The 18,994-nt window shown below is 69.8% G+C and carries 19 protein-coding genes; 12 read left to right on the forward strand and 7 right to left on the reverse strand.

Features of this window, described 5'->3' with window-relative positions; translation table 11 throughout:
* The first annotated feature begins 24 nt into the window (after positions 1-24).
* Positions 25-1,167, forward strand: coding sequence for a GDP-mannose-dependent alpha-(1-6)-phosphatidylinositol monomannoside mannosyltransferase (pimB, locus tag BST44_RS20290; protein ID WP_083178894.1), 1,143 nt, complete (start codon positions 25-27; stop codon positions 1,165-1,167).
* A gap of 130 nt (positions 1,168-1,297) precedes the next feature.
* Here pimB and BST44_RS20295 read toward each other — a convergent pair whose 3' ends face one another.
* Positions 1,298-3,100, reverse strand: a complete 1,803-nt coding sequence (locus tag BST44_RS20295) for an AMP-dependent synthetase/ligase (protein WP_083178895.1) — start codon at positions 3,098-3,100, stop codon at positions 1,298-1,300.
* A 142-nt stretch (positions 3,101-3,242) separates the two neighbouring features.
* Here BST44_RS20295 and BST44_RS20300 point away from each other — a divergent pair, with 142 nt between their 5' ends.
* The 5 genes from BST44_RS20300 to BST44_RS20320 all read left to right on the forward strand — a co-directional run bounded on the left by BST44_RS20300 (position 3,243) and on the right by BST44_RS20320 (position 6,647).
* Positions 3,243-3,632, forward strand: a complete 390-nt coding sequence (locus BST44_RS20300; protein ID WP_040623682.1) for a hypothetical protein — start codon at positions 3,243-3,245, stop codon at positions 3,630-3,632.
* 116 nt (positions 3,633-3,748) lie between these two features.
* Positions 3,749-4,183 carry an SRPBCC family protein gene (locus BST44_RS20305; RefSeq protein WP_083178896.1) on the forward strand — a complete coding sequence of 145 codons (435 nt, stop codon included), beginning with the start codon at positions 3,749-3,751 and terminating at the stop codon, positions 4,181-4,183.
* On the forward strand, positions 4,180-5,448 hold the full coding sequence (locus tag BST44_RS20310; RefSeq protein WP_208619848.1) for an ArsA family ATPase: 1,269 nt from the start codon (positions 4,180-4,182) through the stop codon (positions 5,446-5,448). The genes BST44_RS20305 and BST44_RS20310 overlap by 4 nt, the downstream gene beginning before the upstream one ends.
* A complete protein-coding gene (locus BST44_RS20315; RefSeq protein ID WP_083178897.1) occupies positions 5,445-5,825 on the forward strand; it encodes a hypothetical protein in 381 nt (126 codons plus the stop codon). The genes BST44_RS20310 and BST44_RS20315 overlap by 4 nt, the downstream gene beginning before the upstream one ends.
* 84 nt (positions 5,826-5,909) lie before the next feature.
* Positions 5,910-6,647 carry a lysophospholipid acyltransferase family protein gene (locus BST44_RS20320; protein ID WP_083178898.1) on the forward strand — a complete coding sequence of 246 codons (738 nt, stop codon included), beginning with the start codon at positions 5,910-5,912 and terminating at the stop codon, positions 6,645-6,647.
* Between the two features lie 10 nt (positions 6,648-6,657).
* Here BST44_RS20320 and BST44_RS20325 read toward each other — a convergent pair whose 3' ends face one another.
* Positions 6,658-7,941 (reverse strand): glycosyltransferase 87 family protein, encoded by a 1,284-nt coding sequence (locus tag BST44_RS20325; protein ID WP_083178899.1) that lies wholly within the window; start codon positions 7,939-7,941, stop codon positions 6,658-6,660.
* 90 nt (positions 7,942-8,031) lie between these two features.
* Between BST44_RS20325 and BST44_RS20330 the strand changes: the two genes are divergently transcribed.
* From BST44_RS20330 to BST44_RS20340, 3 genes are read left to right on the forward strand one after another with little or no spacing between them, the layout of a single operon-like run.
* Positions 8,032-8,916 (forward strand): hypothetical protein, encoded by an 885-nt coding sequence (locus BST44_RS20330; RefSeq protein WP_083178900.1) that lies wholly within the window; start codon positions 8,032-8,034, stop codon positions 8,914-8,916.
* A gap of 20 nt (positions 8,917-8,936) precedes the next feature.
* On the forward strand, positions 8,937-9,461 hold the full coding sequence (locus BST44_RS20335) for a polyadenylate-specific 3'-exoribonuclease AS (protein WP_083178901.1): 525 nt from the start codon (positions 8,937-8,939) through the stop codon (positions 9,459-9,461).
* 60 nt (positions 9,462-9,521) lie between these two features.
* The gene (locus BST44_RS20340) at positions 9,522-10,910 is read left to right on the forward strand and encodes a class II 3-deoxy-7-phosphoheptulonate synthase (RefSeq protein ID WP_083178902.1); all 1,389 of its coding nucleotides are present in this window, start codon (positions 9,522-9,524) and stop codon (positions 10,908-10,910) included.
* An 18-nt stretch (positions 10,911-10,928) separates the two neighbouring features.
* Here BST44_RS20340 and BST44_RS20345 read toward each other — a convergent pair whose 3' ends face one another.
* A complete protein-coding gene (locus tag BST44_RS20345; protein WP_208619846.1) occupies positions 10,929-12,146 on the reverse strand; it encodes a protein kinase domain-containing protein in 1,218 nt (405 codons plus the stop codon).
* Positions 12,147-12,226: 80 nt separating this feature from the next.
* Between BST44_RS20345 and BST44_RS20350 the strand changes: the two genes are divergently transcribed.
* Positions 12,227-12,631, forward strand: a complete 405-nt coding sequence (locus BST44_RS20350) for an Rv2175c family DNA-binding protein (protein ID WP_083178904.1) — start codon at positions 12,227-12,229, stop codon at positions 12,629-12,631.
* Here BST44_RS20350 and BST44_RS20355 read toward each other — a convergent pair.
* Both BST44_RS20355 and idsA2 read right to left on the reverse strand, forming a co-directional pair.
* Positions 12,625-14,199: an alpha-(1->6)-mannopyranosyltransferase A gene (locus BST44_RS20355; RefSeq protein ID WP_083178905.1), complete on the reverse strand. Its 1,575-nt coding sequence runs from the start codon at positions 14,197-14,199 to the stop codon at positions 12,625-12,627. The two genes, BST44_RS20350 and BST44_RS20355, sit on opposite strands and share 7 nt — an antisense overlap.
* 4 nt (positions 14,200-14,203) lie before the next feature.
* A complete protein-coding gene (idsA2, locus tag BST44_RS20360; protein WP_083178906.1) occupies positions 14,204-15,253 on the reverse strand; it encodes a bifunctional (2E,6E)-farnesyl/geranyl diphosphate synthase in 1,050 nt (349 codons plus the stop codon).
* Positions 15,254-15,531: 278 nt separating this feature from the next.
* On the opposite strand from idsA2, the gene BST44_RS20365 reads away from it, so the two are divergent.
* Positions 15,532-16,428, forward strand: coding sequence for a mycobacterial-type methylenetetrahydrofolate reductase (locus BST44_RS20365; RefSeq protein ID WP_083178907.1), 897 nt, complete (start codon positions 15,532-15,534; stop codon positions 16,426-16,428).
* On the opposite strand, the gene lppM is transcribed toward BST44_RS20365, so the two are convergent.
* Both lppM and BST44_RS20375 read right to left on the reverse strand, forming a co-directional pair.
* Positions 16,425-17,066 carry a lipoprotein LppM gene (lppM, locus tag BST44_RS20370; RefSeq protein WP_142274601.1) on the reverse strand — a complete coding sequence of 214 codons (642 nt, stop codon included), beginning with the start codon at positions 17,064-17,066 and terminating at the stop codon, positions 16,425-16,427. The genes BST44_RS20365 and lppM overlap by 4 nt on opposite strands.
* A gap of 149 nt (positions 17,067-17,215) precedes the next feature.
* Positions 17,216-17,821 (reverse strand): GNAT family N-acetyltransferase, encoded by a 606-nt coding sequence (locus tag BST44_RS20375; protein WP_083178908.1) that lies wholly within the window; start codon positions 17,819-17,821, stop codon positions 17,216-17,218.
* 328 nt (positions 17,822-18,149) lie between these two features.
* Between BST44_RS20375 and BST44_RS20380 the strand changes: the two genes are divergently transcribed.
* Positions 18,150-18,554: an SCO2097 family morphological protein gene (locus tag BST44_RS20380; protein WP_083178909.1), complete on the forward strand. Its 405-nt coding sequence runs from the start codon at positions 18,150-18,152 to the stop codon at positions 18,552-18,554.
* Positions 18,555-18,994 lie beyond the last annotated feature (440 nt).

The following is an 18,994-nucleotide window of genomic DNA, read 5'->3' on the forward strand; positions in this document are numbered from 1 at the left end:
CGGGCGTCACGCTAGCCTGACGCAGTGAGTCGGGTCCTGCTGGTAACCAACGACTTTCCGCCTCGGCCGGGCGGCATCCAGTCCTACCTGAGTGACTTCGTCGGCCGGCTGGTCGACGCCCGGTTGCATTCGGTGACGGTGTACGCGCCGCAATGGAAGGGCGCCGACGCCTTCGACGCCGCCGCCGACGAGGCCGGTTACCGCGTGGTCCGTCATCCCGGCACGTTGATGCTGCCCGGCCCGGCGGTGGACGCACGGATGCGCCGGCTGATCGCCGACCACCACATCGACACCGTCTGGTTCGGCGCGGCGGCCCCGCTGGCGCTGCTGGCCCAGCGCGCGCGCCAGGCCGGGGCGACCCGGGTGGTGGCCAGCACGCACGGCCACGAGGTGGGCTGGTCGATGCTCCCGGTCGCGCGGTCGGTGCTGCGCCGCATCGGCGACACCACCGACGTCGTGACGTTCGTCAGCCGCTACACCCGCGCCCGGTTCGCGCCGGCCTTCGGGCCCAACGCCTCGCTGGAGTACCTGCCGCCCGGGGTCAACACCGACCGGTTCCGCCCCGACCCGGCGGCCGGCGCCGCGCTGCGCGACCGGTACCGGCTCGGCGACCGGCCCACGGTCGTCTGCGTCTCCCGACTGGTCCCGCGCAAGGGCCAGGACACCCTGATCAAGGCGTTGCCGTCGATCCGGCGGCGCGTCGACGGGGCCGCCCTGGTCGTCGTCGGCGGCGGCCCCTACCTGGAATCGCTGCGCAAGCTGGCGCGCGAATGCGGGGTGGCCGACCATGTCACGTTCACCGGGGGCGTGCCCGCCGACGAGCTGCCCGCACATCACGCGCTGGCCGACGTTTTCGCGATGCCGTGTCGCACCCGCGGCGCCGGCATGGACGTCGAGGGTTTGGGCATCGTCTTCCTGGAGGCCTCCGCGACGGGCAAGCCGGTGATCGCCGGTGACTCCGGTGGGGCTCCAGAAGCCGTGCAGCACAACAAGACCGGGTTGGTGGTCGATGGGCGCTCGGTGAACGCGGTCGCCGGCGCCGTCGCCGAGTTGCTCGGCGACCGTGAGCGGGCCGCGGCCATGGGCGCGGCCGGTCGCGAGTGGGTGACCGCCCATTGGCGGTGGGACATGCTCGCGGCGCGGCTGGCTGAGCTCCTGCGCGGCTGACGGCTCGAACGTCACGCCAGCGTGGCGCGCGACGCCCCGCGTCACGCTGGCGTGACGCTCGGCGGTCAAGCGGTCAAGCGGTCAAGCGGTCAAGCGGACAAGGGGGCCGAGTCACAGCCCAAGCGGGTCGCTAGTCCTTTTCGTAGATCCAGTCGATGTCGGCGGCGAACTTCTCGGCGACGACGTTGCGCTTGACCTTCATCGTCGGCGTCAGCTCGCCGGTGTCCTCGGTGAAGTCGACCGGCAGGATGCGGAACTTGCGGATGGATTCGGCGTGCGACACCGCCTGGTTGGCATGCTTGACGGCCGCGTCCACTTCGGCGACCAAATCCGGGTCGGTGGCCAGCTCGGCCACCGAAGCGCCGGCCGCCTTGTGGTTGCGCTCCTTCCAGGCGCCGAACGCCTCGGGGTCGATGGTGATCAGCGCGCCGATGAACGGCTTGGCGTCGCCCACCACCATCGCCTGGCTGATCAGCGCGTGCGCCCGCAGCTGGTCCTCGAGCACGGCCGGGGCGACGTTCTTGCCGCCGGCGGTCACGATGATTTCCTTCTTGCGGCCGGTGATCTTCAGGAAGCCGTCCTCGTCGAGCGCGCCGAGATCGCCGGTCTTGAACCAGCCGTCGGTGAACGCGTCCCGGGTGGCCTGCTCGTTGCGCCAGTAGCCGCTGAACACCACGCCACCGCGCACCAGCAGCTCGCCGTCTTCGGCGATGCGCATGCTGTTGCCGGGCAACAACGTTCCGACCGTCCCGATCCTGACGTTGCCGACCTGGTTGACCGTGATGGCCGAGCTGGTCTCGGTCAGGCCGTAGCCCTCGTGGATGGTCAGGCCCACGCCGCGGTAGAAGTGGCCCAGCCGCGCGCCCAGCGGTGCGCCCCCGGAGACCGACGCGTGGCATTCGCCGCCCAGCGCGGCGCGCAGCTTGTGGTACACGAGCCGGTCGAACAACGCGTGCTTGGCGCGCAGCAGCGGACCCGGCCGCCCGCGGTCCCGCGCCTGGCTCCAGTCGACCGCGGTTTGCACGGCGGCCGCGAAGATCCGTCCCTTGCCATCGTTGACCGCGTTCTGCTCGGCGGTGTTGTAGACCTTCTCGAACACCCGCGGCACCGAGACCACCACCGTCGGTTTGAACACCGCGAACATCGGCAGCAGGTTCTTGATGTCGCTGGTGAACCCGACGGTCACCTTGTTGGCGAACGCCGACAGCGTCAGCGAGCGCGCCAGCACATGGGCCAGCGGCAAAAAGATCAGCAGCCGCTGCCCCTCGTCCAGCAGGGTCGGCAGGCATTCCTTGGCCCCGCGGGTCTCATAGAGCAGGTTGGAGTGGGTGAGTTGGCAGCCCTTGGGCCGTCCGGTGGTCCCGGAGGTGTAGATGAGCGTGGCCGGGTCGTCGGCGCGCAGCCCCTCCTGGCGCGCGGTCAGCTCGGCGGGCTCGACCGCCGCGGCCGCATCGGCGAGCTGATCGAGCGCCTTGGGGCCCGAGCCGTCGATGTGCAGCACGCGGCGCAGGGCGGGCAGTTCGGCGGTGAGCTCGGTGACCATCGCGGCGTGTGCGTCGCTCTCGGCGAAGGCCAGCACCGCCTCGGAATCCTGTAGTACCCAGCGCACCTGCTCGGCCGACGACGTCTCGTAGATCGGTACGGTGACCGCGCCCACGGACAGGATCGCCAGGTCGACGATCGCCCACTCGTAGCGGGTGGCCGAGAAGATGCACACCCGGTCACCGGCCTGGACACCGAGCCCGATCAGCCCCAGCGCCGCGGAGCGAACCTGGTCGGCCACCTCCGCGCAGGTGACGTCGGTCCAGACGCCGTCGACCTGACGCCGGAAGATGACGAGGCCGGGGTCCTCGCGCTCGTGCTCGAAGACCATGGCCGCGATGTTGTCGTGCTCGCCGACGGAGAAGCGGGCGGGGACGCTGTACTCACGCACTCTTACTGACCTCGTTTTGGCTTGGCTGACGTTCCGGTGGCCGGCTTGTTGTCTCCAGCCTAATCCGCGCATTCGCGCAGGAACGGTGGCAGCCCGCCCGCCCTCGGCGTCGCCTCCCGCGCGGGTGTGTGAAGCTGAGATGGTGAACAGCATCCAGATCGCGGACGAGACGTTCGTCGCCGCCGACGGTGCGCGGGTCGGCGCCGCTGTCGCCGATCGGTCGTGCTGGCGCCGCTGGTGGCCGGACCTGCGGCTGCAGGTCGTCGAGGATCGCGGCGACAAGGGCATCCGGTGGGCCGTCACCGGAGCGCTGACCGGCACCATGGAGATCTGGCTGGAGCCCTCGCTGGACGGGGTGGTGCTGCACTATTTCCTGCACGCCGAACCGACGGGCGTGGCGGCCTGGCAGTTGGCCAAGCTGAATCTGGCGAAAATGACGCACCGCCGTCGGGTGGCGGGCAAGAAAATGGCCTTCGAGGTCAAGACGACACTGGAACGGTCACGTCCGGTCGGAGTTTCTCCGGTAGTTTAGCCGGGTCAGGTTTGCAGGGAGAGTACCGTTTCGGACCGGAGGCCCGGGGGTCAGACCCACACGGTATTTTCCCCGCCGGCGGCGTCGACCGCCCGCGGGAGAGAGGGCAGCACCAGGTGGCGGAGAAGACGTCGCAGACCATCTACATCGAGGCCGACCCGGGCACGGTGATGGACGTCATCGCGGATATCAATTCCTACCCGCAGTGGATCTCGGAATACCGGGAAGCCGAGGTGCAGGAGACGGACGCCGACGGTAACCCGAAAGTCGCGCGGGTGGTGCTCGACGCCGCCGTCCTCAAGGACACGTTGGTGATGTCCTACGAATGGCCCAAGGACCGGCAGTCGGTGAGTTGGACGCTTGTCTCCAGCTCGCTGCTGCGCTCGCTGGAGGGCACATATCGGTTGGCGCCCAAGGGTTCTGGAACCGAAGTCACCTACGAGCTCTCGGTCGACCTCGCCGTCCCGATGATCGGTCTGCTCAAGCGCAAGGCCGAGCGCAGGTTGACCGACACCGCCCTGAAGGATCTGAAGAAACGAGTCGAGGGCTGAGTGAGTCCAACGAATCGCGGGCGCCCACCCCGGCCCGGATCAGTCTCTTCGTTGGCAAGGGCGGGGTAGGAAAATCCACGCTGGCGTGCGCCACGGCGGTCGGTGCCGCGAGCGCGGGGCAGCGGGTGCTGGTGGTGTCCACCGACCAGGCGCACTCGCTCGGCGACGTGCTCGGCGTCCCCGTGCCGCCGAGCCGCGACGAACTCGTTCGGGTCCTCGCCGATGACGCGCAGGCCGGCGGTGGCTTGCTCGACGCGCTGGCGTTGGACACCTTGGCCCTGCTCGAGGCCCGCTGGCGCGACCTGGTCGACACGCTGGATCGGCGGTTCCCTGATTCCGAGCTGAGTGCCATTGCGCCGGAAGAGCTTTCGGCGCTGCCGGGGGTTCAGGAGGTGCTCGGACTGCATGCCGTCGGTGAGCTGGCCGTCTCCGGGAGCTGGGATCGCATCGTCGTCGACTGCGCGTCGACCGCCGACGCGCTGCGGATGCTGACCTTGCCCGCCACCTTCGGGCTCTACGTCGAACGCGCGTGGCCGCGGCACCGCCGGCTGTCCGTCGGCGGCGACGACGCCCGATCGGCGGCGCTGGTGGAGCTGCTGGAGCGCGTCAGCGCCAGCGTCGAGTCGCTCAGCTCCTTGCTGACCGACGGCGAATTGGTCGGCGCGCATTTGGTGTTGACCCCCGAGCGGGTGGTCGCGGCCGAGGCCGCGCGCACGCTGGGTTCGCTGGCCCTGATGGGGGTGCGCGTCGAGGAGCTGATCGTCAACCAGGTTCTGACCGAAGACGAGTCTTACGAATACCGCAACCTGCCGGAGCACCCCGCGTTTTACTGGTACGCCGAACGCATTTCCGAACAACGTGGTGTTCTCGACGAGCTCGACGCCACCATCGGTGAGGTGGCCCTGGTGATGACTCCGCACCTGTCCGGGGAGCCGATCGGCCCTAAGGCGCTGGGCGCGTTGCTGGACAGTGCCCGCCGTCGTGGCGGAACGGCCCCGCCGGGCCCGCTGCGGCCCACGGTGGACCTGGAATCCGGAACGGGGCTTGGTGCCATTTATCGTATGCGGCTAGCGTTGCCGCAACTCGATCCGTCGGGGCTGGCGCTCGGGCGCGTCGACGACGACCTGATCATCAGCGCCGGCGGATTGCGGCGCAGGGTTCGCCTGGCGTCCGTACTGCGGCGGTGCACGGTGCTGGACGCGCACCTGCGCGGTAGCGAGCTGACCGTCCGATTTCGACCAGACCCGGAGGTGTGGCCTAAGTGAGTGGGGCTCATCCCGAAATCGGTCCGGAGCTGCGCCGTCTCGCCCAGGCGATCCTGGACGGCATCGACCCGGCCGTGCGGGCGGCCGCCGCGCTGACGGCCGGCCGCGGACCCGGGACCGGCAAGTGCCAGCAGGTGTGGTGCCCGGTGTGCGCGCTGGCGGCGGTGGCGACCGGCGATCAGCACCCACTGGTCACCGTCATCGCCGACCACAGCGTCGCCCTGCTCGAGGTGCTGCGCGCCATGCTCGACGACATCAACGGCGCGCCCAAACCGCCGCCCGACGGTCCGCCCGCCGAGGGCGTCAGCGGGACGCCGGCTCCGGACGCCCCGTCCGGGATCCGCTACCAGCCCATCCCCGTCACCGTCGAGGAGTGACCCGACCGCGCCGGAGGTGGTCGCGGCCGCACGCGGTGGGTACAGTTGGCGCAGAACACCGGCGGGCGGGCGAGAGGGAGGGCCATGTGGTACTGGCTATTCAAGTACGTGCTCCTCGGCCCGTTGCTGTACTTGCTCGGTCGGCCAAAAGTTGAAGGCCTGGAACACATTCCGAGTTCCGGCCCGGCGATCCTGGCCAGCAATCACCTGGCCGTGATGGACAGCTTCTATCTGCCGTTGGTGGTGCGCCGCCGGATCACCTTCCTGGCGAAGGCCGAATACTTCACCGGAACGGGTTTGAAGGGCTGGTTCCAGCGCTGGTTTTTCACCGCCGTGGGCCAGGTGCCGATCGACCGGACCGACGCGGACAGCGCGCAGGCCGCGCTGACCACCGCCGAGCGGCTGCTCTCGGGGGGCAAGTTGCTGGGGATGTACCCCGAAGGCACGCGTTCGCCGGACGGCCGGCTGTACAAGGGCAAGACCGGCCTGGCGCGCCTGGCCCTGCACACCGGGGTCCCGGTGATCCCGGTGGCGATGATCGGCACCAACGTCGTCAACCCGCCCGGCACGAACATGTTGCGCTTCGGGCGGGTCACCGTTCGGTTCGGCAAGCCGATGGACTTCTCCCGTTTCGAGGGCCTGGCGGGCAACCGCTTCATCGAGCGGGCCGTCACCGACGAGGTGATCTACGAGCTGATGGGTCTGTCCGGCCAGGAGTACGTGGACATCTACGCCGCCAGCATCAAGGAGCATCGCAACGGCTCGGCGGGCGAGGGATCGACCGACGAGGCGGCGCGGATCCCCGAGACCGCCGTCGGCTGAGCGCCGGTTCCTATCCCGCCGCCGTCACCGGCGTCAATCGCTCGGGCGCCGAACGCCCCGACGGCGTGCGGGCGGTAACCGTCAGGCCGGCCGCGACGAGGACCGCCAGCGCCCACCACACGTAGGACATCCCGGCGAGTTGGCGCCACCAGACCGCCGCCGCCTCATGATGCTTGGGCAGCAGGTCGATCGGCGACCATCGCATCAGCGCCACCCCGGCCACGCCGACGACGGCCAGCGCCACGCTGCGGCGCCGCCACGCCAGCACGGCGAGCACCACGACGGTCGGCAGCCCCCACACCCAGTGGTGTGACCAGGAGACCGGCGAGACCACCAGCCCGAACAGCGCGACGCAGACGACCGCCAGCGGGGGCTCGTCGGCGCGCAGCACCCTGCGCATCGCCCAGACCGTGAGCGCGAGCACGAGCAGTGAGGCCCCCACCCACAGCAGGAAGCGCTGCTGCTCACCCAGCCCGAGCCGCGCCAGCGCGCCGGCGATGTTCTGGTCGGTGTTCAACCCCGCCTCGCCGATTCGATCGGTGTGATGCAGGGTGTGCGTCCAGTACTCCCACGAATCACTCCATGCCAGAACGAAACCGATCGCCGTCGCCGCCACGAAGGACGCCAGCGCGGTCAGGGCCGCGCGGTTGTCGCGGCGCAGCAGGAAGTAGAGCAGGAACACCGCGGGCGTGAGTTTGAGCGCGATGCCCAGGCCCAGCAGCAGGCCGCGCGGCCAGGGCGTGCGGCGCGGCATGCAGTCGGCGATCACCAGGGTCATCAGCACGACGTTGATCTGGCCGAAGGCGAAGTTCGAGGTGACCGGTTCCAGCCACATCGTCGCCGCCACGGCGATCACCACGGCCAGCCACCAGCGGCGCAGCCACGCCGGGCCGGGCAGCGCCGTCGAGGCGTCCCACACGTCGAGGCGGGTCAGCACGATCACCGTCGAGACGACCAGCAGCACCAACGTCAACGCCGTGATCGCGACGCTGGCGGCCGGCATCTGCAGCCAGGCGAACGGGCAGAACACGATCGCCGCCAGCGGGGGATAGGTGAACGGCAGATTGAGCCCGATCGGTGTGTGGAACAACACATCACCGTGGTACAGCGAATGCCCCTGCATCCAGGCCTGCGCGCCCATTTGATACACGTCGATGTCGATGCGGTAGGGCGTGTGACCGAACAGTTGCCAGGCCACGTAGCCCAGCCCCGCCGCGGCCACCAGCCAAAGCCCGCACCACAGCAGGACCTGCCCGGGTTTACTGCCCGCGCCGGGCGCCCGCCATCTACTCATGTCGGACAACAGCGTAATCGGTGCCCGGGCGTGGCAGGCGGCACAGCGCGGCTCCCGCGGCCCCGGCGCCCGCAGGCGTACGTTTCAAGAGTGCTCCACTGGTTCGTGCCGCGGGTGACGCGCTGGTTCGCGCACGACATCCTCGGTGGCGGCCGGTTGCCCCTGCTGTGCTGCCTGCTGGCTTTCATCCTCACCTTCTTCGTCACGCGAACCTTCGTGCGCTTCATCCGCCACCGCGCCGAAACGGGCCGCCCGGCCAGATGGTGGCACCCGCGCAACGTCCATGTCGGCGGGGTGCACATCCACCACGTGACGTTCGGTGTGGTGCTGGTGCTGCTCTCCGGGCTGACCTTGGTCACCCTGTCCATCGACGGTCACGAACCCGAATTCACGTTGTCCGCAATCTTTTTCGGGGTCGGCGCCGCCCTGGTGCTCGACGAGTACGCGTTGATCCTGCACCTGTCCGACGTCTACTGGGAAGAGGACGGGCGCACGTCGGTCGACGCCGTGTTCGCGGCCGTCGGGGTGGCCGGTCTGTTGATCATGGGCCTGCATCCGCTGATGTTTTTCCTGCCGATATGGGAGGGCGCCGACACTTGGCCGCTGCGGGCCGCGGTGGCAGGCGCGTTGGTGTTGACGCTGCCGCTGGCCGTGGTCGTGGTGCTCAAGGGCAAGGTCTGGACCGGTCTGCTCGGCATGTTCATCGTGGTCCTGCTGGTGATCGGCGCGGTCCGGTTGTCGCGTCCGCACGCGCCGTGGGCCCGCTGGCGCTACACCACCCAACCGGAAAAGATGCGCCGCGCGCTGCAGCGGGAGCGGACGCTGCGCCGCCCGGTGGTGCGGGCCAAGCTGTATCTGCAGTGCGCGATCGCCGGCACGCCCCGGCTGCCCGACGACCGCACCGTCGACGCCCAGCTCGACCACGAGGTGCACCCCGCACCGCCGCCGACCGGGCCCATCCTGATCAGTCGATAGGCTGCTCATACCCTGTCAAGGTGCGGTATTTCTACGACACCGAGTTCATCGAGGACGGCCGCACCATCGAGTTGATCTCCATCGGGGTGGTCGCCGAGGACGGACGCGAGTATTACGCCGTCTCCACCGAATTCGACCCCGAGCGTGCCGGCGCCTGGGTGCGCGCCAACGTGCTGCCCAAGCTGCCGTCCCCGGCCTCGCAGCTGTGGCGCTCGCGCAGGCAGATCCGCCTGGACCTCGAGGACTTCTTCGACGTGCGGGGCAGCGACCCGATCGAACTGTGGGCGTGGATCGGCGCCTACGACCACGTGGCCCTCTGCCAGCTGTGGGGCACCATGCCCGAGTTGCCCCGGGCGCTGCCCCGCTTCACCCGGGACCTGCGGCAATTGTGGGAGGACCGGGGCTGCCCGCCGATGCCGCCGCGGTCGCGCGACGCCCATGACGCGCTGGTCGATGCCCGCGACCAGCTGCGCCGATTCCGGCTGATCACCTCGGCCGGCGGGACGGGCGCCGGGGGCGGCCCGGAGGGGGAAGCGCCGCCCTGAGCCCGTCCGGGCGGCGTTCGCCCTGATCAGTCACCCTCGCGACCCGGTTACGATGGACCGATGAACTGGACCGTCGACATCCCGATCGACCAGCTGCCGTCGCTGCCCCCGTTGCCCGGCGACCTGCGGGCGCGGCTGGACGCCGCACTGGCCAAGCCGGCCGCCCAGCAACCCAGCTGGCCCGCCGACCAGGCGGCGGCGATGCGCACGGTCCTGGAGAGCGTGCCGCCGGTGACGGTGCCCTCGGAGATCATCCGGCTGCAGGAGCAGCTGGCCCAGGTCGCCAGGGGTGAGGCGTTCCTGCTGCAGGGCGGCGACTGCGCGGAGACGTTCACCGACAACACCGAGCCCCACATCCGCGGCAACATCCGCGCTTTGCTGCAGATGGCCGTGGTGCTGACCTACGGCGCCAGCATGCCGGTGGTCAAGGTGGCGCGCATCGCCGGCCAGTACGCCAAGCCGCGCTCGGCCGACATCGACGCGCTGGGGTTGCGGTCCTACCGGGGGGACATGATCAACGGCTTCGCCCCGGACGCGGCCGCGCGCGAGCACGACCCGTCGCGGTTGGTGCGCGCCTACGCCAACGCCAGCGCGGCGATGAACCTGGTGCGGGCGCTGACGTCCTCGGGGCTGGCGTCGCTGCACCTGGTCCACGATTGGAACCGAGAATTCGTCCGGACGTCGCCCGCCGGCGCGCGCTACGAGGCGCTGGCCACCGAGATCGACCGGGGACTGCGCTTCATGAGCGCCTGCGGTGTGGCCGACCGGAACCTGCAGACCGCCGAAATCTACGCCAGCCACGAGGCTTTGGTGCTGGACTACGAGCGGGCCATGCTGCGGCTGTCGGAGAGCGAGGACGGCGAGCCGCAGCTGTTCGACCTCTCGGCGCACACCGTCTGGATCGGTGAGCGGACCCGTCAGCTCGACGGCGCGCACATCGCGTTCGCGGAGGTGATCGCCAACCCGATCGGCGTGAAGATCGGCCCGACGATGACCCCGGAACTGGCCGTCGAATACGTGGAAAGGCTTGACCCGCAGAACAAGCCGGGCCGGTTGACGTTGGTCAGCCGGATGGGCAACAACAAGGTGCGCGACCTGCTGCCCCCGATCGTGGAGAAGGTGCAGGCCACCGGTCACCAGGTGATCTGGCAGTGCGACCCGATGCACGGCAACACCCACGAGTCCTCCAACGGCTACAAGACCCGGCACTTCGACCGTGTCGTCGACGAGGTGCAGGGCTTCTTCGAGGTGCACCGCGCGCTGGGCACCCACCCGGGCGGCATCCACGTCGAGATCACCGGCGAGGACGTCACCGAGTGCCTCGGTGGGGCGCAAGACATTTCGGACCTGGACCTGGCGGGACGCTACGAGACGGCGTGCGACCCGCGGCTGAACACCCAGCAGTCGCTGGAGTTGGCGTTCCTGGTCGCCGAGATGCTGCGGGACTGACGCCCCGAGCGCCGCGCCCTACAGCAACCCGTTGAGGTTGCTGCCGATCGTCCACGCCGCGGTGGCGACCAGCCCGGTGAGCGCCAGTATCGCCGCCACCCAGATCAGCACCATGCGCCGGCCGTGCTGCCGCGCGTAGGCGAACTCGCTGATCGGAATGCCCGCGAATTCCCCTGTGAGGGGCTGGTATTCGTCGTCGTCGGGTTCTTCGTCGGGTTGCTGGCGCTCGGGGCGCCGCGGGCCCGGCCAGTCGTCACCGGGACCGCGGGTCAACTGGCGGGTGGGCTGGCGGACCGGCGCGGCAGCCGCCGCATGTTGCGCGGTGACCTGGGCCGCCGATCGGTGCTGCGCGGAATTGCGCGGCGCGGGGACCCGAAAGTCCGGCAGCGCAAGTTCTTCGGCGATGGCGTCGAGCTCTGCGCCCATGTCGATCGCGTCCGCGTACCGGTCGGCCGGGTCACGCGCGGTCGCGCGCCGCACGAACTCGTCGAACTGCGGTGGCACGCCGTCGATCGCCGCACTGGGCGGCGGCACGTCGGCGTCCAGCCGTCGGTAGGCGATCGACAACGGCGAGTCACCGGTGAACGGGGTGCGGCCCGTCAGGAGCTCGTAGGTGAGGATCCCGGCCGAGTACACGTCGCTGCGGGGGCTGGCGTCGCCGTGGCGCACCTGCTCGGGCGACAGGTAGGCCACGGTTCCCAAAATGACGCTGGTGGAGGTGATTCCGGCGGCCGCGACGGCGCGGACCAACCCGAAATCGGCGATCTTCACGTCGCCGTCGTCGGAGATCAGCACGTTCTCGGGTTTGACGTCACGGTGGACCAGACCGGCCCGGTGCGCGGCGGCCAGCCCGCCCAGCACCGGGCGCAGCACGGCGGCCACCGCGTAGGGCGGCATCGGGCCGCGCTCGGCCAGCAGTTCGCGCAGCGTGCCGCCCTCGATGAGCTCCATCACCAGGAAGGGGTGCCGGGCGTCCAGGCCCTGGTCGTAGACCGCGACCAGTCCGGGGTCCTTGAGCCGCGCGACCGCGCGGGCCTCGCGCTGGAACCGGGTCAGGAACTGCGCGTCGCCCGCGTACCGGGAATCCATCACCTTCACCGCGACGGGCCGGTCGAGCCGGGTGTCGAGCCCGCGGTACACCGTGGACGTGCCGCCGCTGGCGATCTTGGACTGCACCAGGTAGCGGCCGTCCACCAACTCGCTGTCCAAGGGGTCTCCCGCTCCGGGTCCGGCCACGGGGCCATCGTAGGTGTGCCCGTGCGATTGGGCGTACGAACGGGGGTTCAATCCCTGTGCCAGGGCCTACACTTGCGCGGGTGAGCAGTATTCCTGCCGGCGACGACGTTTTGGATCCCGACGAGCCGACGTATGACCTGCCGCGGGTCGCCGAATTGCTCCGGATCTCGGTCAGCAAGGTGCAGCAGCAACTCCGGGAGGGCCACCTGGTCGCGGTGAAGCGTGACGGCGGCCTGGTGGTGCCGCAGGTCTTCTTCACCAAGTCCGGTGAGGTGGTCAAGAGCCTGCCGGGCCTGTTGACGATCCTGCACGACGGCGGCTACCGCGACACCGAGATCGTCCGGTGGTTGTTCACCCCGGATCCGTCGCTGACGATCACCCACGACGGCAGCCGCGACGCCGTCAGCAACGCCCGCCCCGTCGACGCCCTGCACGCCCACCAGGCCCGGGAAGTCGTGCGCCGGGCGCAGGCCATGGCCTACTGAGCGGCCGATTCCGGTTCCGCTTCCGTGGCTGTCGATTCGGCGGCCCCCGCGTGGGGGGTGCGATAAAGGCTGTACCCGGCGAGCACCGCGCAGGCGGTGGCCAGCCCAACATGCAACCACGAGTACATCCCGTGCGAGCCATCGGGTTTGAAGATCACCATCACCCACGTCGACAGGCCGCCGATGATCGCGACCGCCCGCCGTGACTGCGCCAGCGGCGCCACCACCGCCAGCGGCCACGAGTAGTACCACGGCAGGGCCGCGGGCACGAACAGGACCACGATCAGCATCGAGAACGCGATGCCGGTCAGCGCGGCCCGGTCGTCGCGCCGGAACCGCCACCACAACAGCGGCAGCGACACCGCGATGATCGCGATTCCCACCAGGCGGGTGACGCGCAGCAGGGGATAGAAGTGCACCGCGAAGACCCCGCTGAACACGGCGTGGATGAGGTTGGCGGCCGCGGTGGGCACCGTCAGCCAGTTGATGATCTTCACTGACCCGGCCAGCGCGGTCAGCCAGCCCAGGCCGACGCCCGCCGCCGCCGACAGGATGCCGAACACCACGGCGAAGGTCAGCAGCGTCATCGCCGTGGCCGCCGCGAACGCCCAGAGCGGCCGGTATCCGCGGCGGTCGCGCAGGTGCCGGGTCCACACCCAGACCATGAACGGCAACGCGATTCCGGCCGTGGCCTTGACCGCGATCGCCACCGTGATCAGGGACGTGCCCAGCACGTGGCGGCCCGCGAAAATCAGCGCGATACCGGCGGCCATCAGCCCCACCATGAGCATCTCGTTGTGCACCCCGCCCATCAGGTGGATGAGCACCAACGGGTTGAGCGCGCAGATCCACAGCGCCGTCGAGCCGTCGGTGCCCAAGTGCCGGGCCAGCCGCGGTGCGGCCCAGATGAGCAGCGCCAGCCCCGGCAGCATGCACAGCCGCAGCAGCGCGGTTCCGGCAACCACGTTGTTGCCGACGGCCATGGTGACGAACTTCGCCACCAGAATGAACGCCGGGCCATAAGGCGCGGTGGTGATCGTCCAGATGGGACTTACGTTGTCCAGCAAGATGTTCGGGTTGGCGACCGGTCCGACCGCGTAGGGATCCAGGCCGTCGCGCAGCAGCGCGCCCTGGGCCAGGTAGGAGTAGGTGTCCCGGCTGAAGACGGGCACCGACAGCAGCAACGGCGCCAGCCAGAAGCCGGTGGTGGCCTTCATCATGAACTCGGTCAGCTCACCGGCCAGCACGCGCCGGCCCAGCCCCAGCCACGCGATCAGCATCAGGCCCACGCCGGCCCACAGCACGATGGAGGACAACACCAGGCCGTGGCCGAAACGCAGCCAGGACATGTGCATCGACTCCAGCAGCGGGTCATGCTGCCGGGTGCTGCCCGCGCCCAGGCCACCCAGGGCGATCAGCAGCGAACCGACCATGCCCAGCTTCGCCGGACGGGACTGCACGGCAGCGAGGAACGCGCGCAACTGCGAAAACCATTCGGCGCCAGATGCTTTCGTCGCTGGCAGGTCGGGCGGCGAACCGGACGGCGGGGTGTGCGTCGGGGTGGTCATCGGCTCAGGCGGACCGGTCGGTGGCCATTCTGGCCAGTTCGGCCAGCCCCGCTTTGGCCGCCGTGCTGATGGGGGCGGCGGCCAGGGCGGCCAGCGCGCGTTGCGTCAGTTCGGCGATGCGTCGCTCCGCCGCGGCCAGGGCGCCCACCGACGCGATGACCTCGCGCAGCCGGTCCACCTCGGCGTCGGTCAGCTGAGCTCCGATCGAGTCACGTAACAGCTTGGCGGCCAACGGATCCGACTTGTCCGCCAGCTCCACCGCCTCGGCGAGCAAGACGGTGCGTTTGCCCGACCGCAAATCGTCACCCGACGGCTTGCCGGTCACCGCCGGATCCCCGAACACGCCCAGCACGTCGTCACGGAGCTGGAACGCCACCCCGATGTCCGTTCCGAACCGGCCGAAGACGTCTTGCACGTCGGGTCGGTCGGCGGCGGCGGCGACCCCCAGCTGCAGCGGCCGCGACACGGTGTAGTAGGCGGTCTTGTAGGTGTCGACGTTCATCGCCGACGCGATCGACTCCGCGCCGCTGGCTTCGGCGACGATGTCCAGGTATTGACCGCCCAGCACCTCGGTGCGGATTTCGGCCCACACCCGCTGGACCCGTCGCGCCGCGCCGGGTGCCAGCTCGGCGCGAAACACGATGTCGTCGGCCCAGGACAGCGCCAGGTCACCGAGCAGGATGGCGGCCGACATGCCGAACTGCTCCGGCGAGCCGCGCCACCGCCGGGCGCGGTGCAGCTCGGCGAATCGGACGTGCGTGGTCGGCCGGCCGCGGCGCGTGGAGGAGTCGTCGATCACGTCGTCGTGCACCAGCGCGCAGGCGTGCAGCAGCTCCAGTGCGGAAAACAGCAGCAGCACTTCGGAATCGGGCTCGTCGGCGGCCACCGCGCGCCAGCCCCAGTAGGCGAAGGCGGGCCGCAGCCGCTTGCCCCCGTTCAGCGCGAAGTCTTCCAGGGCGGCGACCAGGTCCTCGTAATCGCTGCCGATGTAGGCCGTGTCGGCGCGCCGGTCGTGCAGATACCGCCGGAGCCGATCGGTGATCGCGCCGGTCAACTCGACGGTTGCCGCTGCAGCTGGGGCTTTTGGGCTCAGCGCGGCGCCCCTTTCTGCTCGGCGTGGGCCTGGTGTGGCGGGCCCGACCAGTGTATTCGGCGCGGCCCTGGGGAGCCGTGCAACCTGGCGTTGCCGCGCGACCGCGTTTGCTTCGACTGCCTCACTATTCCCCCGCAAGCGGGCGACGCACCCCCGCCTATGCTGGCGGGGGTGTCGAGGCCGCCCGCTGATGTGCGGCCGGGAGACGCCCCACCCTTCGTCGGATGGAGAGAAGCCGCGTGACACTCAACACCATTGCGCTCGAGCTGGTGCCGCCCAACGCCGACGAAGGCCGGGAGCGGGCGCTGGAAGACGCGCGAAAGGTGGTGCAGTACTCGGCGGAATCCGGTCTGACCGGCCGGCTCCGGCACGTGATGATCCCGGGCATCATCGCCGAGGACGACGACCGTCCCATCACGATGAAGCCAAAGCTGGACGTGCTGGATTTCTGGTCGATCGTCAAGCCCGAACTGGCGGGGATGCACGGTTTGTGCACCCAGGTCACCGCGTTCTCCGACGAGCCGACGCTGCGCAAGCGGCTGACTGATCTGCGCGAGGCCGGGATGGAGGGCGTGGTCTTCGTCGGCGTCCCGCGCACGATGAACGACGGGGAAGGCTCGGGCGTCGCACCGACCGACGCCCTGTCCATCTATCGCGAGTTGGTGCCCAACCGCGGTGTGATCCTGATTCCCACCCGCGACGGCGAACACGGCCGGTTCAACTTCAAGTGCGACCAGGGCGCGACCTACGGCATGACCCAGCTGCTGTACTCCGACGCGATCGTGGGATTCCTGCGTGAATTCGCCAAGAACACCGATCACCGGCCCGAGATCTTGCTGTCGTTCGGGTTCGTCCCGAAGATGGAGAGCCGCGTCGGCCTGATCAACTGGCTGATCCAGGACCCCGGTAACCCGGCGGTGGCCGCCGAGCAGGAGTTCGTCAAGCGGCTGGCCGCCAGCGAACCGCCCCAGAAGCGCCAGCTCATGGTCGACCTGTACAAACGCGTCATCGACGGCGCGGCCGAGCTGGGCTTCCCGCTGAGCATCCACCTCGAGGCCACCTACGGCGTGTCGGCACCCGCGTTCCAAACTTTCGCGGAGATGCTGGCGTACTGGTCACCCGCCCAGGGGGCCTAGCCCGGTGGCGGCTGGTCGCCCGGCGCGGTGAAGCGCGGCGAACGGTCGCGGTTCATCCAGGCCAACAGCGCGACCACGCCGGCCGCCGCGAACGACGCGATGCCCAGCCACACGCCCGCCCCGGTGAAGGAGCGCGTGTTCGGGTCGGTGTAGCGGGCCTGGGCGGTCATGGTGCTCACCACGCCCGGTTTGAGCTTCCAGGACACCACCGTGGACTCGACCCGGTCGCCGTTGGTGGAGGTCACCACGCCGGGGAAGGCGACGGTCAGCTCGACGTCGGCTTCGGAATCGGTCAGCGAGGTGAGGTCGGCGCGACCCTCCAGGATCACCAGGTTGCCGTTGCGGCGCAGGGTCAGGTTGACGCCCTGCGCGTCGGAGTTCATGTTCGCCAGCTGCGGCAACTCGGCGAACGTCAGGTCGGAGAACACCGCCTGCGATCCCACGTAGCCGTCGCTGTCGTAATTCGACACCGCCACCTTCTGGCTGAACGGCAGGTTGTTGCTGTCGAGCTGGGGGCCGGTGTCCTTGGGCGTCTTGGGTTTGGCCGCGGCGACGATCTCGCCGGACACCAGGTCGTCGGGCGAGATGGTGAGCGACGCCCGCACCCGCAGGCACCCGCTGAGCAGCGGAATCAGCATCAGCAGCAGCGCGATGGCCACCAGCCGGCGCCGCCGAGCGGTGAACCCTCGGGTTCGGGACGGGGTGAGGCGGGCGCGCACCAGGTCATCGTGCCAGATCCGGCCTGCCGCTTCCGCACCTCGGCCGGGGCGCGCCCTCGTCCCGCCGGTCACAGCGGAAGCTTGCGGCCCAGGATGGCGAACGGCCGTGGGTCACCCGCGAAGTGGTAGCCGCGGATCACGTCGGCGAAACCCAGCCGGCGGTACAACCGCCAGGCGCGGTTGGGCTCACCGTTGGTCTCCGGCGTGGACAGCAGGACGTTCTCTTCGGGCCGCCCGGCGAGGAGCCGCCGGGCCAGCGCCTCACCGAGGCCGCGGCCCTGCGCGCGCGGATGGATGTGCAGCTCGGTCAGCTCGAAGTAGCTGTTCATCAGGCCGGCGATCTCCTGGGGCGGCAGGCCGCCGCGCTGCAATCCGAGGATGACCTGCTGCTGCCACCACTGGCCGGGGGCGCCCGGGTAGCCGTAGGCCACGCCGAGCAGCGGAGCGTTGCTCAGTTCGGCCGCCGGGGGGATCGGGCCGTCCGCGTCGGCCTGCTCGGCCTCCACCACGCCGACCCCTTGCCACCCGCTCCGGTGGATGTGTTCGAGCCACATCGGCGCGCGCTGGTTCTCGGTGCCCCGCGGGTACCGCATCGCGTCGACGTACACCTTCAGGGCCTCGCCGAGGCGGCGCTCCATATCGGTGGGTGGCAGATCGATGAGGAATAGCGCCAACTCGCGATGCCTCCTCATCCTGTGCTCGGCTCCGTCCGGCCGCCTGCCGCGCCGGCATCGTCGTTATCGGAGCCATTATCGGACCCGGGACAGCTCGTCCGACGAGCGGTCGCGGCAACCGGCCCGCGAGCCGCCCGGGTTGGGGAAGCCGGTTGTAGCGCACGGCCGTTCCGGCTCCTGTGGGGGGCGGGCGCCGGCCAGGATAGAATCGCCACCGAACCAGTGGTATGGCGCAGATTGACCTCGTATCATTTCAATTAGTTGCCCCCGCAACGGGCATCCGCGTGCTATCGATAGTTACGCGCCAACTGTCGGCAAGGAGGGACGAATGCCACTCTCCGATCATGAGCAGCGGATGCTCGATCAGATCGAGAGCGCTCTCTACGCCGAAGACCCCAAATTCGCGTCGAGCGTCCGCGGCGGAGGGTTTCGTGCGCCGACCGCGCGCCGCCGCCTGCAGGGCGCGGCGCTGTTCGTCATCGGCCTGGCGATGCTGGTTTCCGGGGTGGCGTTCAAGGCCACGATGATCGGAAGTTTCCCGATTCTCAGCGTCTTTGGATTCATCGTGATGTTCGGCGGTGTGGTGTTCGCCATCACCGGTCCGCGGCTGGCCGGCCGGCCGGACCACCCGGGAGCGGCGCCCGGGTCGTTGCGTCAGCGCCGTAACAAAGGCGGTGGGGGTTCGTTCACCAGCCGGATGGAAGACAGGTTCCGCCGCCGCTTCGACGAGTAGCGGCGTCGCCAACGCACAGGGGTAGCCGCCGGCTACCCCTTTTTTCACGCTTCTTTCACTACCTTTTCCCGCCCTTCGTCGCGCCCTCGGCGCGATCGTGGCAGACGCGCCGGACGCGGCCGGGCACCGCCGTGCCGCCGTCGCCGTTTTGACGCCGGATCGTGCCCTAATCGAGCGTCGGGGCAGGATGCGGGCCCCACCCGGCCCCACCTGAACCCCCCACGACGCCCCACACGGCCCGCATGAAGTCCGTGACGTGTGGTTTCCTCCCGCGCGCCGCGGTGCCCGGCGTCGCCGCCGAAGCTGGACTTCGACGGCGACGGCCGCCTCGAGTGGCTGATAACCCGGAAAACCGCGCCGCGACACTCCAAGAATGGGGCGAAGTGGGGGATTGTGGGGTATGGTGGCTGCAGTGTTTGGGTGACCCCGAGCGGGGAGGT

The organism is Mycobacterium scrofulaceum, from assembly GCF_002086735.1.
GTDB classification, from domain to species: domain Bacteria; phylum Actinomycetota; class Actinomycetes; order Mycobacteriales; family Mycobacteriaceae; genus Mycobacterium; species Mycobacterium scrofulaceum.